General features: G+C 71.3%; 13 protein-coding genes and 1 pseudogene. 6 read left to right on the top strand and 8 right to left on the bottom strand.

Going from position 1 to position 12,650, the window contains the following annotated elements:
- Positions 1-4 precede the first annotated feature (4 nt).
- A complete protein-coding gene (locus HUT12_RS02915) occupies positions 5-1,015 on the top strand; it encodes an NADPH:quinone reductase (protein ID WP_176092393.1) in 1,011 nt (336 codons plus the stop codon).
- A gap of 241 nt (positions 1,016-1,256) precedes the next feature.
- Complete coding sequence (locus HUT12_RS02910) at positions 1,257-1,748, top strand: NUDIX domain-containing protein (protein WP_131056843.1); 492 nt, start codon at positions 1,257-1,259, stop codon at positions 1,746-1,748.
- Between the two features lie 86 nt (positions 1,749-1,834).
- On the opposite strand, the gene HUT12_RS02905 is transcribed toward HUT12_RS02910, so the two are convergent.
- Together HUT12_RS02905 and HUT12_RS02900 are read right to left on the bottom strand one after the other, a co-directional pair.
- A complete protein-coding gene (locus tag HUT12_RS02905; protein WP_176092392.1) occupies positions 1,835-3,511 on the bottom strand; it encodes an MDR family MFS transporter in 1,677 nt (558 codons plus the stop codon).
- Between the two features lie 114 nt (positions 3,512-3,625).
- The gene (locus tag HUT12_RS02900; protein ID WP_131057131.1) at positions 3,626-4,174 is read right to left on the bottom strand and encodes a type 1 glutamine amidotransferase domain-containing protein; all 549 of its coding nucleotides are present in this window, start codon (positions 4,172-4,174) and stop codon (positions 3,626-3,628) included.
- A gap of 136 nt (positions 4,175-4,310) precedes the next feature.
- Between HUT12_RS02900 and rfaE2 the strand changes: the two are divergent.
- Together rfaE2 and HUT12_RS02890 are read left to right on the top strand one after the other, a co-directional pair.
- Positions 4,311-6,041: pseudogene (gene rfaE2, locus HUT12_RS02895) on the top strand (D-glycero-beta-D-manno-heptose 1-phosphate adenylyltransferase); the annotation flags it as partial.
- 275 nt (positions 6,042-6,316) lie between these two features.
- Positions 6,317-7,183, top strand: coding sequence for a glycosyltransferase family 2 protein (locus HUT12_RS02890; protein ID WP_176092391.1), 867 nt, complete (start codon positions 6,317-6,319; stop codon positions 7,181-7,183).
- Positions 7,184-7,241: 58 nt separating this feature from the next.
- On the opposite strand, the gene HUT12_RS02885 is transcribed toward HUT12_RS02890, so the two are convergent.
- Genes HUT12_RS02885 through HUT12_RS02875 form a run of 3 tightly spaced genes read right to left on the bottom strand, consistent with a single transcriptional unit; the run spans position 7,242 to position 9,379 of the window.
- The gene (locus tag HUT12_RS02885; protein WP_131054199.1) at positions 7,242-8,348 is read right to left on the bottom strand and encodes a glycosyltransferase family 9 protein; all 1,107 of its coding nucleotides are present in this window, start codon (positions 8,346-8,348) and stop codon (positions 7,242-7,244) included.
- A gap of 9 nt (positions 8,349-8,357) precedes the next feature.
- Positions 8,358-8,876 carry an Hsp20/alpha crystallin family protein gene (locus tag HUT12_RS02880; RefSeq protein WP_176092390.1) on the bottom strand — a complete coding sequence of 173 codons (519 nt, stop codon included), beginning with the start codon at positions 8,874-8,876 and terminating at the stop codon, positions 8,358-8,360.
- Entirely contained in the window at positions 8,873-9,379 is a 507-nt protein-coding gene (locus HUT12_RS02875) for a DUF2231 domain-containing protein (protein WP_176095629.1), read from the bottom strand. Before HUT12_RS02875 ends, HUT12_RS02880 begins: the two co-directional genes overlap by 4 nt.
- 168 nt (positions 9,380-9,547) lie before the next feature.
- Between HUT12_RS02875 and HUT12_RS02870 the strand changes: the two genes are divergently transcribed.
- Positions 9,548-10,168, top strand: a complete 621-nt coding sequence (locus tag HUT12_RS02870; RefSeq protein ID WP_176092389.1) for a pyridoxamine 5'-phosphate oxidase family protein — start codon at positions 9,548-9,550, stop codon at positions 10,166-10,168.
- Here HUT12_RS02870 and HUT12_RS02865 read toward each other — a convergent pair.
- From HUT12_RS02865 to HUT12_RS02855, 3 genes are all read right to left on the bottom strand, one after another.
- Complete coding sequence (locus HUT12_RS02865; protein ID WP_176092388.1) at positions 10,156-10,575, bottom strand: VOC family protein; 420 nt, start codon at positions 10,573-10,575, stop codon at positions 10,156-10,158. The two genes, HUT12_RS02870 and HUT12_RS02865, sit on opposite strands and share 13 nt — an antisense overlap.
- 84 nt (positions 10,576-10,659) lie before the next feature.
- The gene (locus tag HUT12_RS02860; RefSeq protein WP_176092387.1) at positions 10,660-11,886 is read right to left on the bottom strand and encodes a type II toxin-antitoxin system HipA family toxin; all 1,227 of its coding nucleotides are present in this window, start codon (positions 11,884-11,886) and stop codon (positions 10,660-10,662) included.
- The gene (locus tag HUT12_RS02855; protein WP_176092386.1) at positions 11,883-12,134 is read right to left on the bottom strand and encodes a helix-turn-helix transcriptional regulator; all 252 of its coding nucleotides are present in this window, start codon (positions 12,132-12,134) and stop codon (positions 11,883-11,885) included. Before HUT12_RS02855 ends, HUT12_RS02860 begins: the two co-directional genes overlap by 4 nt.
- Before the next feature lie 240 nt (positions 12,135-12,374).
- Here HUT12_RS02855 and HUT12_RS02850 point away from each other — a divergent pair, with 240 nt between their 5' ends.
- Positions 12,375-12,629 (top strand): hypothetical protein, encoded by a 255-nt coding sequence (locus HUT12_RS02850; RefSeq protein WP_176092385.1) that lies wholly within the window; start codon positions 12,375-12,377, stop codon positions 12,627-12,629.
- The last annotated feature ends 21 nt before the right edge of the window (positions 12,630-12,650 follow it).

Genomic DNA, 12,650 nt, shown 5'->3' with positions numbered 1-12,650 from the left:
CGCGATGAGGACGGTCGTGTACGAGCGCACCGGCGACCCGACGGTGCTCCAGGTGGTGGATCGGCCGGTGCCGGAACCCGGGCGGGGCGAGGTGCTGGTCCGGATCGCCTGCGCCGGGGTGAACCCGACCGACTGGAAGGCCCGCCGCCAGGGCCCGTTGCCGGCGGGCTGGCAGACGCCCGGGCAGGACGGCGCCGGGGTGGTCGAGGCGGTCGGCGAGGGCGTCGACCGGGAGCTGGTGGGCGAGCGGGTGTGGGTCTGGGAGGCCGCCTGGCAGCGGCCCTGGGGCACCGCCGCCGAGTACACGGTGGTGCCGGTGCGGCAGGCGGTACGGATCGGCGACGCCTCGTTCGAGCTGGGTGCCTGCCTGGGTATCCCGTTCCTGACCGCGCACCGCTGCCTGACCTCCGGCGAGTACCTGCCGGACAGCCTGGGTCCGGGCGCGTTGAGCGATCACACGGTGCTGGTGCAGGGCGGGGCGGGTGCGGTCGGCAACGCGGCGATCCAACTCGCGTCCTGGGCCGACGCCTGCGTGATCGCCACGGTCAGCAGCGCGGAGAAGGCCCAGCTCGCCGCAGCGGCCGGAGCCTCGGTAGTGATCAACTATCGGGAGCAGGACGTGGTGGAGGAGGTCCGCAAGGTCGCGCCCGACGGGGTCCACGGCATCGTCGAGGTGGCCCCGGCCCGCAACGCCGCCACCGACGTACGTCTGCTGCGGCCCGGCGGGGTGGTCTGTGTGTACGCGGACGACGGTGGTGGCGAGGTGACCCTGCCGATCGGGCCGCTGCTGGTGCCGAACGCCCGGTGGCAGTTCGTGCTGGTCTACACCGTGCCGAAGGCGGCGAAGGCGCAGGCGGTGGTGGACGTGGCGGCGGCTGCCGCCCAGGGCGGGATCCGGGTGGGCGAGGAGGCCGGCCTGCCGCTGCATCGTTTTCCGCTGTCGGCGACCGCCGACGCGCATCGCGCCGTGGAGGACTCGGTCGTCGGGAAGGTCCTGGTCGACACCAGCGAATAGCGCCTGAGCTGGGATTATTTCCCCATCACGGGGACAGACGCGAACAAGTTTCGCAATACTGACTGTGCGGGTCGCCCCGCAAAGGAACGGGTGGCCCCGGCGCGGTGCGAACGCCGGGGCCACCCACCGGGAGTGAGGTCTTCGAGAGCCGCCCACTCCTAACGGCGATGATGCGCCCGGAAACGTTACGGCGTGGCCAGTTCCGACACATCTATCGCGAGAACCCCCGTACTTTGTCCGGGTGAGCATCTCCTGGGCTGATTCGTACGTCGGGCAGCTACGCGCCCTGGCCGGTGACCGGACACTGATGTTCGTCGGCGCGCGGGCCGTGGTCCGCGACAGCGACGCACGGATCCTGCTGATCCGCCGCTCCGACAACGGCCAGTGGGCGATGCCCGCCGGCGCGATGGAGCTGGGCGAGTCGATCGCCGACTGCGCCGTGCGGGAGGTACGCGAGGAGACCGGACTGCGGGCGCTTCGGGTCAGCGCGTTCGCCCTCTACACCGGACCCGACCGCACCAACACCAACATGTACGGCCACACGTACCAGATCTTCACCACCGCGTTCCGGGTCGAGGAGTGGGACGGGCGGCTGGCCCGGGTCACCGAGGAGACCACCGACGCCGCCTTCTTCCACCGCGAGGCGCTGCCGCAGCCGCTCTCCGCGAGCGTCCTGGAGACCCTCGCCGACCTGGACGTCTTCGAGCAGACCAACCGCCTGATCCTCAAGTGACCGGCCGGGAGACCCCTCATCGTGGCGGTGTGGCTGTTCGACACGCCGACGCACGAACAGCCACGCCGCCACGGTCCTGATACACGTCAGAGCATCGTCTGGGACTTCGCCTCCATCTCGGCGGCGGCCTCCGGCTTCGAGGAGCGGTCCAGCGGCTTGCCGCCGGGGGCCGGGCCCTCGCCGCCGAGACCGTCGGTGCCGCCGGTGGCCCCCTCCGGGCCGGCGCCGCGCAGCCGCTCGTTCGGCAGGGCGAGGGTGAGCAGCACCGCCACGATCGCGATCAACCCGGTGGTCAGGAAGACCAGGTGCAAAGACTCGACGAACGCCACCTGGACCGCCGCGCGGACCGGGGCGGGCAGGGCCAGGATCGTCGCCGGGTCGTCCACCGACACTCCCGCACCACCGGTCGGACCCACTGCCGCCCGCTGCTCCGGGGAGAGTCGGGCGACCGCCGCGGGCAGCCGGTCGGCCATCTCGGCGGCCAGCCGGGCGGAGAGGACCGCGCCGAGGATGGCCACCCCGAAGGAGCCGCCGAGCGACCGGAAGAACGTCGCCGACGAGGTGCCGGCACCCAGGTCCCGCAGTGAGACGGAGTTCTGCACGGCGAGGACCAGCGACTGCATGCAGAGTCCCAGCCCCACGCCGATCACCGTCATGAACCCGAACGCCACCCACAGCGAGGTGTCCACCTGCAACCGGGTGAACAGCAGCATGCCGACCAGCAGCACCACCGAGCCGCTCACCGGAAACCACTTGTACCGGCCGATCCGGCTCATGGCCCGGCCGGTCAGCACCGAGGTGACGATGATGCCGGCCATCATCGGCAGCATCAGCAGACCGCTGCGGGTCGGTGAGGCGCCCTTGACGATCTGAAGGTAGAGCGGGATGAAGATGATCGACCCGAACATCACCAGACCGAGCACGAACCCGGCGCCGTTGGCCAGGGCGAAGGTGGCGCTGCGGAACAGTCGCAGCGGCAGGATCGGCTCGGCCACCCGGCGTTCCTGGAGCACGAAGGCGACGGCCAGCACCGCACCGGCGACGAAGAGGCCGATGATCGCCGCCGAGCCCCACGGGTAGGTGTTGCCGCCCCAGCTCAGCGCCAACAGCAGGCTGCTCACCCCGGCGACCAGCAGCAGAGCGCCCAGCCAGTCGATCGAGTGCTTGCGGCGGGTGAAGGGCACCAGCCGGATCACCCGCGAGCAGACCACGATGGCGAGGATCGCCAGCGGCACGTTCAGATAGAAGATCCAGCGCCAGTTGGTCTCCGCGAAGTACCCGCCGACCAGCGGCCCGGCCACCGATGCGATCCCGAACACCGCACCGAAGACGCCCTGGTAGCGGCCACGGTCCCGAGGCGAGACCACGTCCGAGATGATGGTGAAGGCGAGCGTGATCAGGCCGCCCGCACCGAGACCCTGCACACCCCGGGTGACGATCAGTTGGGTCATGTCCTGGGAGAGACCGGCCAGCAACGAGCCGAGCAGGAACGTCCCGATCGAGAACAGGAACACCGGACGGCGTCCGTACAGGTCCGCCATCTTGCCGTACAGCGGGGTCGAGGCCGTGGAGGCGAGCAGGTACGCGGTCACCACCCAGGAGTAGTGACTGATCCCGCCCAGCTCGCCGACGATGGTGGGCAGGGCGGTCCCGACGATGGTCTGGTCGAGGGCGGCCAGCAGCATGCCGGTCATCAGGCCGAACATCAGCAGCCGGAGCTGCCCCTTGCTCAGCACCGGCTCCGGATGGTTCTCCGTGGTCATTGCGCCCGTTTTCCCGTACCACCGGAAACATGCCCGGGACGGACGAAGCCGGTCCGTCCGGAGCCCTGGCGGGCGTGTCGGCCGGACCGGCCACGGGTGGTGCCGGTGGTCGGGTCAGTGCCGGCCCTCGGCGAACTCCTCGACGATCGTGGCGCAGAAGGCCGGCAGATCGTCCGGGTTGCGGCTGCTGACCAGGCCGTTGTCGGTCACCACCTGCTCGTCCACCCAGGTCGCGCCGGCATTGGTCAGGTCGGTACGCAGACTCGGCCAGCTCGTCAGCCGGCGGCCCCGCACCACGTCCGCCTCGACCAGGGTCCACGGGCCGTGGCAGATCACGCCGACCGGCTTACCGGCGTCGAAGAACGACCGCACGAAGGCCACCGCCGCCGGGTCGGCCCGCAGGAAGTCCGGGTTGGCCACACCACCGGGCAGCACCAACGCGTCGTACCGGTCGGGGTCCGCCTCGGAGACACTGACGTCGACGTCGTACGTCTGGGACGGGTCCAGGTGGTCGAAGGCACGGATCTGGCCCGGCTTGATCGACACCAGCTCGGCGGTGGCACCGGCCTGCTCGACCGCCTCGCGCGGCTGGACGTACTCGACCTCCTCCACACCGTCGGTGGCCAGGAAGGCGACTCGCTTGCCCTGCAACGTGGCTGCCATGCTGCATCTCCTCTCCATGGGTCAGTGGAAACCTGCCCGGCCCCGAACGCCCGAAACGCCCCGAGGTGCGTGACCCAGCCCGCACCGGCCGCCGGTCGGACAGGTTTGACCCGGAGCGGCAAGGGGATCCGCCGGCATGGCACGAGCAGCAGCGGAACAGCTCCGGCTCGCCGACGTCGTGCAGAGCTGGCTCGGGCGCCCGGTCCTGGTGATCGGCGACGCCATGCTCGACGAATGGCGGTTCGCCGACTCCGACCGGCTGTGTCGGGAAGCCCCGGCCCCGGTCCTCACCCTGCGGCGACGCATCTCGGCGGCGGGCGGCGCGGCCAACACCGCGGTCAACGTCGCCGCCCTGGGCGGCCGGTCGGTGCTGGTGGCACCGGTCGGCGCCGACGTCGCCGGCGACGAGCTGCACGACTGTCTGGACCGGGCGGGCGTCTGGGACCGGACCGTCAACCAGCCCGGCCGCCCCACCCCGGTCAAGCGGCGGATGCTGGCCGGCGACCAGATCCTGCTCCGCGAAGACTCCGGCGACCCGGACGACCCACTCACCGACGTGGGCGTGGACTGCCTGCTCACCGCCCTCGACTGCGCGACCGAGGAGCTGCGGGCCGCCGCCGGGGGCGCGGCTCCCACGCTGGTGATCTGCGACTACGGCCTGGGTGCCCTACCTGCGCCGGTACGCGCCTGGCTGGTCGCCCATCGCAGCCGGTACGCCACCGTCGCGCTGGACGCGCACGACCTCGCCGACTGGCGTGGCCTCGCCCCGACCGTGGTGACGCCGAGCTTCGCCGAGGCGAGCCGGCTGCTCGCCCGTGCCGGTACCGCCGGGCTGGCCGCCGCCGACACCCCGACCGACCTGCACCTGGAACACCCCGAGATGCACCCGGGCGACGGACCCTCGGAGCTGACCGTGGGCACCGCCCCGGGCGGGTTGCGGCGCACCGACGGACCGACCGGTGAGCCCACCCCGGGCGAGAGCCGGGTCGCGATGACCCGCGACGGGCTCAGCGTGACCGGCACCGGGGTGACCGTGAACGCCGACGCCGGAGCCGGTGTCGACCGGGCCGTCCTGGCCCGGTCCCGGCTGGCGGAGTTGCGCGCACACACCGGCGCCGACGTGGTCGCGGTGACCCTGGACACCGACGGTGCGGTGGTGGGCGGTGCCGAGGGAGAGCCCGCCCGCAGCCACAGCACACCCGTACCGGCCAGCCACGCGGTCGGTGCCGGTGACGCGTACCTGGCGACCATGACGCTCGCACTCGCCGCCGGCGCGCCGCTGCCGACCGCCGCGCAGCTCGCCCAACTCGCCGCGACCAGCACCGTCGCCGGCACCGGCACCTGCGTGTGCCGCCGCGACGACCTGCTGGCCGCGCTCGGCCACCCGACGCCGGACGACTCGGCGCTGGTCGGTGCCGAGGGACTGACCGGGATCATCGCGGAGCATCGGCGGAACGGGCGCTCGATCGTGTTCACCAACGGTTGCTTCGACGTGCTGCACCGGGGCCACGTGCGGTACCTGGAGCAGGCGCGCGCCCTCGGCGACCTGCTGGTGGTGGCCGTCAACTCGGACGACAGCGTACGCCGACTCAAGGGCGCCGACCGGCCGGTCAACCCGGTGGAGGACCGCACCACCCTGCTCGCCGCGCTCTCCTGTGTCGACCACGTGGTCGTCTTCGAGGAGGACTCACCTGCCGGTCTGATCGAGGCCATCCGCCCGGACGTCTACGTCAAGGGCGGCGACTACCCGCCCGACCTGGTACCCGAGGCACCGCTGGTGCAGCGACTGGGCGGGCAGGTCCGCACACTCGGATACGTGCCGGACCGCTCCACCTCGGCGATCATCGAGCGGATCCGGGCCCACGGCCAGGGCACCGCAGTCGACACGGCCGGCTCGGTCGACACGGCCGGCTCGGTCGACACGGCCGGCTCGGTCGACACCGCCGGCTCGGTCGACACGGCCGTTTCGGTCGACGCGGGTCAGGCGGGCGACTCGGTCGACTCGGTCGATGCGGGCCGGGCGGTCGGCTCGGGCCAGGCGGTCGACGTGGGTCAGGCGGTCGGCTCGGGTCAGGCGGTCGAGGTGGGCCAGCCGGTCACCGCGCCCGGGGTGGGTGTCCCGCCGACCACCGGCAAGGCGCCGTGAACCGACCGCTCGACACCGGCGACCACGCGGCCTTCCGCGCCGACCGGCTGCTCGACGTCCTGGTCCCGACCCGGGACCGGCCCGCCGAACTCGCCGTCACCCTCTCCGGGCTCGCCGCCCAGGAGGGGGTGCCGGGGTTCGGGGTGGTGGTCAGCGACCAGTCCGACGGCGACCCCGGGTACGCCCACCCGGCCGCGGCCACCATGGTCCGTGCCCTGCGGTATCGCGGACATCCGGTGCTGCTGACCCGTCGGCTGCCCCGACGCGGGCTGGCCGAACACCGGGCCGCCCTGCTCGCCGCGTCCACCGCCCGGTACGTGCTCTTCCTCGACGACGACGTCTGGCTGGAACCCGGCACACTGGCCCGGCTGGTCACCGCGATCGAGGAGCTGGGCTGCGGTTTCGTCGGCAACGCGGTGCACGGACTGTCGTACCTGGACGACGTACGCCCGCAGACGCACCGGCACTACCGGGAGTGGACCGGCCGACCGGTGCCCGAACACGTCCGCCCGGGCACTCCCGAGTGGGACCGGGCGCAGATCCACTCGGCGGCGAACCTGCTGCACGTCACCGAGGCGCTGGAGTTGCCGCCGGGGAGCTGGCGGGCGTACCAGGTCTCCTGGATCGGCGGCTGTGTCCTGTACGACCGCGCCAAGCTGGTCGAGTGCGGCGGTTTCGAGTTCTGGCGGCGGGTGCACAAGCGTCATCAGGGCGAGGACGTCGCCGCCCAGATCACCGTGATGGCGCGGCACGGCGGCGCCGGTGTCCTGCCCAGCGGGGCCTACCACCTGGAGTCACCGACCACCGTCACCGAACGCGACGTCGAGGCGTGGGAAGTGGTCCTCGCCGACCCCCGGATGTAAGGAGGGGACCCTTCCTATACACCAGGCGTTAGTAGGGGTCCCCTCCTTACATCCATCTCTAGCGGAACAACAGCTCGCGGGCGGCTTCCAGCACCTCGACGACCGGTACGTCCGTGACGAAGGAGTCCCGGTGCGGGCAGTCGCCGTCGCCGGGGCGGTGCGGATAGATCCCGGGCGTGCAGTCCACCCCGCAGACCGGGCAGTGCACCGTCCACGAGGTGATCGGTCGGTGCCGTCCGCGCAGTCCGGTGGCGGTGGTGATCAGGTTGCCGACCCAGAAGACGCCGACCGTGGGCGTGCCGACCGCACCGGCGAGATGCAGTGGGCCGGTGTCGTTGGAGATCACCAACTCGCAGTCGGCGTAGCAGCCGGCGAGCCCGCCCAGGCTGAGCGTGCCCACCTGGGGCCGGACCGGCACCCCGGCCGCCGCCACCACCTGGTCCACCACCTCCTGCTCGGCCGGGGTACCGGTGACCAGCACCTCGTACCCGTCGGCGTGCAGCATCCGGGCCACCCGGGCGAACCGGTCGGTGGGCCAGCGACGCCGGGTGTCGGTGGCACCCGGATGCAGTGCCACCCGGGGGCGAGCTGGCTCGCCGAGCACCCTGCGGGCCTCGGCCCGGTCCGCCTCGGTCACCGCCAACGTCGGGGTGATCGTGGTCGCCGAGGCACCCACCAGCGCCACCGCTTCCAGGTAGCGGATCACCTCCGGCTGGTAGTAGACGTACCGCAGCCACCGGTCCAGCGGTGGGGCGTCCTCGGCGCGCAGTCCGGCGGTGACCCGGGCACCGAGCGCGGCGACCAGCGGATTCGAGTTCGCCCCGCCGCCGTGTAGTTGCAGCGCCAGGTCGAAGTGCTGTTCGCGGGCGGCGGCCAGGAATTCGACCATGCTCGCCTCGGGTTCGCCGGAGCCCGCCGCCCGGATGCCCGGGGCCGGCGGCACCACCTCCACCCGGTCGACCGGACCCGGCCGGTCGGTCCAGAGCTCCGCGTGCCACGGCGCGCCGAGCAGCACGATCTCCGCCCCCGGGTACGCGGTCCGCAACGCGTCCAGCGCGGGCAGCACGAAGATGAAGTCACCGAGTGCGTTGGCCCGCAGTACGGCGATCCGGGCCACGTCGGGCACCAGCCCGGTGGCCGGGGCGAGCAGGTCCGGAGCGGCCACGGCAGGGGATTACCGCTCGTACTCGCCGGGGGCGACGTCCGGCTGGTGGAGTTCCCGGTCCGCCGCCGGGTCGGCACCACGGGGCGTACCCGCAGCGGTCGGGTACGGCCCGGTGCGGCCGACCGTGATGGTGCGGGGCGCGGGCCGGGTGGCCCGGGGCAGCCGTACCCGCAGCAGGCCGTGGTCCATCACCGCGTCGATGCCCTCCGGGTCGACCCGCGACGGCAGCGGTATGCGGTACTCGAAGCCGCGCGTCTCGAAACCTCCGGAAATGCCGTGATCGGCGTTGACCTCGGCCTCCGTCCGAGCCCGTACGCACAGTTCGCGGTCGTCCAACTCGACCGCCACCTCTTCGGGCGCGACTCCGGGCAGCCTGACCACCACCTCCCAGCCGTCGGGGATCTCGCCCAACTCGACCTCGGGCGGCCCGGGACGGCCACCGAGCAGCCGACTCAGCTCGGCACGTAGCGACTGCAACTCGCCCATCGGGTCCCAACCCTGCTGACCGCCGCGCCAGTTCCGGGTCATCGCACGCTTCCCGTCGGCTGTCCGGCCGACGCCGGCCGCAGCGAACTCGGCGCGTCGAGGTGGGCGTCCCGGTCGACCCCGACGCCGAGCCGGTCGACGAGTTCCCCGCCCAGCCAGGCGCTGACGCCGAGGATGCCCAGCGCCACCACCTCGATGGCGATCAGCGCGCCACCGGCGGCCCGGGACTCGGCGTTGAGGCGTACCACCCAGACGGCGGCGAAGAGCAGGATCACCGCGAGGTTGGCCACGGCGTGGGTGATGCCCACCCGCTTCGCGCGGGTCCCGGCGGGGATGGCCAGCAGGTCGAAGGCCCCGGCGACCGCGGCCAGCAGGCCGCCGACCAACCCGACGGTGAGATTCCAGTACGCCACCTCGCCGAGGAACCGTGGCCCGCCGAGCGTGTCGATCAGGTCGAACAGCACGGTGGTGACCAGCAGGGCCACCGGGAACATGACCAGCATCGGATGCACCGGATGACCCAGTACCTTGAGTCGGCTCTCCATGCTCCGGGCCTCCACTGCTCGGGTCGTTTCGCCGTCGACGGCTCGTGCTGCGGTCACACCCTCCCCCATCAGGGGAGACAGCTCATCACAGTAGGCGCGCCTACACTGGCCGTGGCGGTTTCCCGCCTGGATGCCGCCACCGGGTTCAACTTCACGGGGAGGCACACAGTGACGGCAGAGATCACTTCGGTGGTGGTGTTACGCGAGTTGCTCGGCACCCCGACACCCCGCGCCGCCGAGAAGGAACGCACCACGCTGCACGAGCGCGACCGGCAGTGGCTGGCCGCGTCGCCGTTCTGTCTGGTGGCCACGGCCGGGGCGGACGGCGCCTGCGACGTCTCGCCCAAGGGTGATCCGGCCGGCTTCACCCTCGTACTGGACGACCGGACCATCGCCATCCCGGAGCGCCCCGGCAACAAGCGCGCCGACGGCTACCGCAACATCCTGGAGAACCCGCACGTCGGGCTGATCTTCCTGATCCCGGGGCGTGGCGACACGCTGCGGATCAACGGGCGGGCCCGGCTGCTGCGCGACGCGCCCTGGTTCGACCAGATGGTGGTCAAGGGCCACCGCCCGGTGCTCGCCGTGGTGGTGGAGATCGAGCAGATCTTCTTCCACTGCGCGAAGGCGTTCCTCCGCTCCGGGCTGTGGAAGCCGGAGAGCTGGCCGGCGGACCCCCTGCCCAGCACCGCCCGCCTGATCAAGGAGGTGCAGAACCCGGTGGAGACCCTGGCCGACCTGGAGCGCCACTACGGACCGGAGTACGCCCGCAGGCTCTACTCCTCCTGACCGGCCGCACCGGCGGCGGTGACCATCCACAGGTGGCCGTCCGGGTCCGCGAACGTGCCCGCGTACCCCCAGGGCTGCGGCCCCGCCTCGGTGACCACCTCCGCACCGGCGTCACGCGCACGGGAGACCAGGCTGCCGACCTCGGCCGGGCCGTCCACGGTCAACCCGAGTACGCACTCGCTGTGCCGGCGGTCGGCCACCTCCCGGCCGCCGAGCACCCAGCCGAAGCCACCGGTCGGCACCAGCATCAGGCGCAACCCGGCGTTGACCTCGAACTGCAACGGCTCGGGCAGGCCGTCCCCGGCAGGCTCACCGATCGTGGCCAGACCGAGAACGGCCCGGTAGAAGTCGTGCGAGACCTGCCGGTCGGCGATCGGCAGGCTGACGACGACTGGTGTGTACGGCACGGCGGGACCTCCGGCTGGTGTCGCGATCGTGGTGTCGCCGTCGAGTATGGGCGCCACCTGTGACACGGGGTGGGAGCCGGCGGCTCACTTCAGGGCAAGTTGGCCGCGCCGAAATCTGATCACGCGTCCGAGCTTGGTGAGTCTGCCCTCGTCGAACGGCAGAGAGAGCAGTTCATCCAGCCAGGCGTCGGCCCGTTCGGTGATGCCGGTCAGGACCCGCCGAACCGCGCGTTCCGGCACGCCAAGTGTCTTTCCCAGGCCGACGAAGTCGGCAGCCCTGAAGTCGCCCCCGCTGCGGCCTCCGATCGACAGAGCCATGGTCTTGTCGCCGTAGAGGTATGAGCTTGGCAGGTCGTAGGCGGGAGAGATCCGCCACTCACCGTCGGGGCCCTGAAGCACGGAGAAGTTCTTTGCATGTGCGTCGCCGTTGCCGGTGAGGTAGGCGAAGGCCAACTGTCGAATCAGATCCTGACCGGCGACGGCACGGGCATCGCAGAGATCGGCCAGGCCCGCGAAAGTGCGGTCGGCACCGACTCGATACTTGTCGGCAGGCGGGCGGTCCAACACTTGACAGCCGTCTTCGACAGCCAGCGACAGCGGCAGGCCGTCCACAGTGACGCGATCGAAGCGGGCGACCAGCAAACCCGGTATCCCCCGAGCGTCGAAGACCAGTCGACTAGACGGCACCTTCAGACCTGACCTGCGTGCAGCGTCGAGAAAGAACTTCTCGTTCTCCACAAGATGTGGATATTCAGCGGGGTTCAGCTTGAGGATGTGACGTTCGCCGGCGCGGGCGACCGGCAGGCTGATCATCGCGGCACTCGTCTTGTCCTGGACGCCGGGAAGGGCCTCTCGCTGCGCACGAATGCCCAGTTCGATCAGCAAGTCGGCGAAGCTCATGGAGGAGACCTCGTCGATCACCACCCGCGGCGGCACCATTGCCGGCCGCGTACCTGCCGGCACGATCTGCACGTCGCCCACCGCGTCGGACCCGACCGCGAGCAAGAGGGACAACTCGTCGTCGGCCGACGTCTTCACCGCGCGGCGAAGGGCACCGAGTCGACGCCCCTCTGGCAGCAATCCAGTGAAGTAGGCGGGAAGTGCGCCCCCGGCACGGACGAGCGGCTCAGTCGTCACCGGCATGGTGGTGGCGACGGGCACCCCTCCGGCTTCGATCCACGTATCCAGGTAACGGAATTCAATGCCGTCCTGGGTACGGGCAAGCGTGCCCGCATGCCGGCCCGCCTTGAATACGTCCGCCTCGTCGACCGAGCGGAGCCCTTCGAGGGCATCCTCCGACGGTGCGCTCATCGGGGGATTCCTTCACCGAGCGTGACGGCGGGCCCGCCACCGCGACGAAGCTCCAGGTGGAGCCCCAGCGCCGACAGGACGGCTATGACCTTGTCCAACTGGACGGAGGGCTTTCCTCGCTCCAGCGCATACACGAAGCGCTCCGACACTCCGGCAAGGTCGGCTAGTTCGCCCTGCCCCAGACCGAGCTGCCGCCGGCGTTTTCTCACCGCACCGGCGAAAGCGGCGCCAGGATCGAGTTCGAGCATGATGCAGGCCCCCATCCTCGCCGCACGAACGTGCGGTTCTGCGCAAGATTAGCGCGACGAGAGCCCGCAGGTCCACCAAAGCAGCGCGAACGTGCGGTTTTGGGCCCCGCCAACCTTCCACCGCCACCCTCAGTGCCGCATCCCGCACGCTCGTGCGGGTTCTTGACTCCCCTCTTCGGTGGTCCGGGATATACCGATCGGGTGGTACCGCGCGAGTCCGTGCGTGGTGACGATGGCCGGATGCATCCACACGACCCGTACCAGCAGCAGCCGTACTATCCCCCGCACCAGTACCCGCCTCAGCCGCCGCCGGGGATGTACGCCCAGCAGCCGCCGAACAAAGCCGGGCTGGGTGGGTGGGCGATCGTCCTGTGGATCGCGGTGCCGGCGCTTCTGATCGCGCTGTGCTGTGCGGGGTGCCTGCTGACCGGGTCCTTCTCGGCGTTCATGGAGGGTTTCAACGAGGGCTTCAACGAGGGCGTGTCGAATTCGTAGTGCGTGGTGACGTCGCTTCGG

The sequence above is a fragment of the Verrucosispora sp. NA02020 genome (assembly GCF_013364215.1).
Taxonomy (GTDB): Bacteria; Actinomycetota; Actinomycetes; order Mycobacteriales; family Micromonosporaceae; genus Micromonospora.
Note: the sequence above shows the minus strand (reverse complement) of the source record. Positions and strands in the feature narration are given on the sequence as shown.

What these genes read in the sequence shown, in the direction of transcription:
- HUT12_RS02915 (WP_176092393.1), top strand. Translation starts at nt 5, where the DNA reads ATGAGGACGGTCGTGTACGAGCGCACCGGCGACCCGACGGTGCTCCAG.
- HUT12_RS02905 (WP_176092392.1), bottom strand. Translation starts at nt 3,511, where the DNA reads ATGACCACGGAGAACCATCCGGAGCCGGTGCTGAGCAAGGGGCAGCTC.
- HUT12_RS02900 (WP_131057131.1), bottom strand. Translation starts at nt 4,174, where the DNA reads ATGGCAGCCACGTTGCAGGGCAAGCGAGTCGCCTTCCTGGCCACCGAC.
- HUT12_RS02880 (WP_176092390.1), bottom strand. Translation starts at nt 8,876, where the DNA reads ATGACCCGGAACTGGCGCGGCGGTCAGCAGGGTTGGGACCCGATGGGC.
- HUT12_RS02875 (WP_176095629.1), bottom strand. Translation starts at nt 9,379, where the DNA reads ATGGAGAGCCGACTCAAGGTACTGGGTCATCCGGTGCATCCGATGCTG.
- HUT12_RS02860 (WP_176092387.1), bottom strand. Translation starts at nt 11,886, where the DNA reads ATGAGCGCACCGTCGGAGGATGCCCTCGAAGGGCTCCGCTCGGTCGAC.
- HUT12_RS02855 (WP_176092386.1), bottom strand. Translation starts at nt 12,134, where the DNA reads ATGCTCGAACTCGATCCTGGCGCCGCTTTCGCCGGTGCGGTGAGAAAA.
- HUT12_RS02850 (WP_176092385.1), top strand. Translation starts at nt 12,375, where the DNA reads ATGCATCCACACGACCCGTACCAGCAGCAGCCGTACTATCCCCCGCAC.